Annotated in this window: 1 protein-coding gene; it reads left to right on the top strand. The window is 29.2% G+C overall.

The features are described 5' to 3' along the window. Positions 1-110 precede the first annotated feature (110 nt). On the top strand, positions 111-342 hold a 232-nt coding region (locus FUA24_RS26010; RefSeq protein WP_246147165.1), incomplete at its 3' end, for a glycosyltransferase.

The raw sequence follows: 342 nt of genomic DNA, 5'->3' as shown, positions 1-342 counted from the left end.
GATTTAGTAAACAAAAAATAACTACAATTCTTTACAATAATTTAAAAGAAGCTATCAGTTCTTTGTTTTGTGAACTGATATGTTATTGTACTTTTGCACAAAATTAGCATATGCCAATAATTAATGTCATTATCCCTGCGTATAACGAAGCAGATTCTATAGGTCTTGTTATTAAAGACATTCCAAAAACAGTAAAAGAAGTAATTGTTATTAGTAACAATTCTACTGATGATACTGAGGTTAATGCTAAAAAAGCTGGCGCTACCGTTTTAACTGAAAATAAAAAAGGTTATGGTTACGCATGCTTAAAAGGTATAGACTATATTGCTAACAAAGCCGAAA

It is taken from the genome of Seonamhaeicola marinus (genome assembly GCF_008085455.1).
Note: the sequence above shows the minus strand (reverse complement) of the source record. Positions and strands in the feature narration are given on the sequence as shown.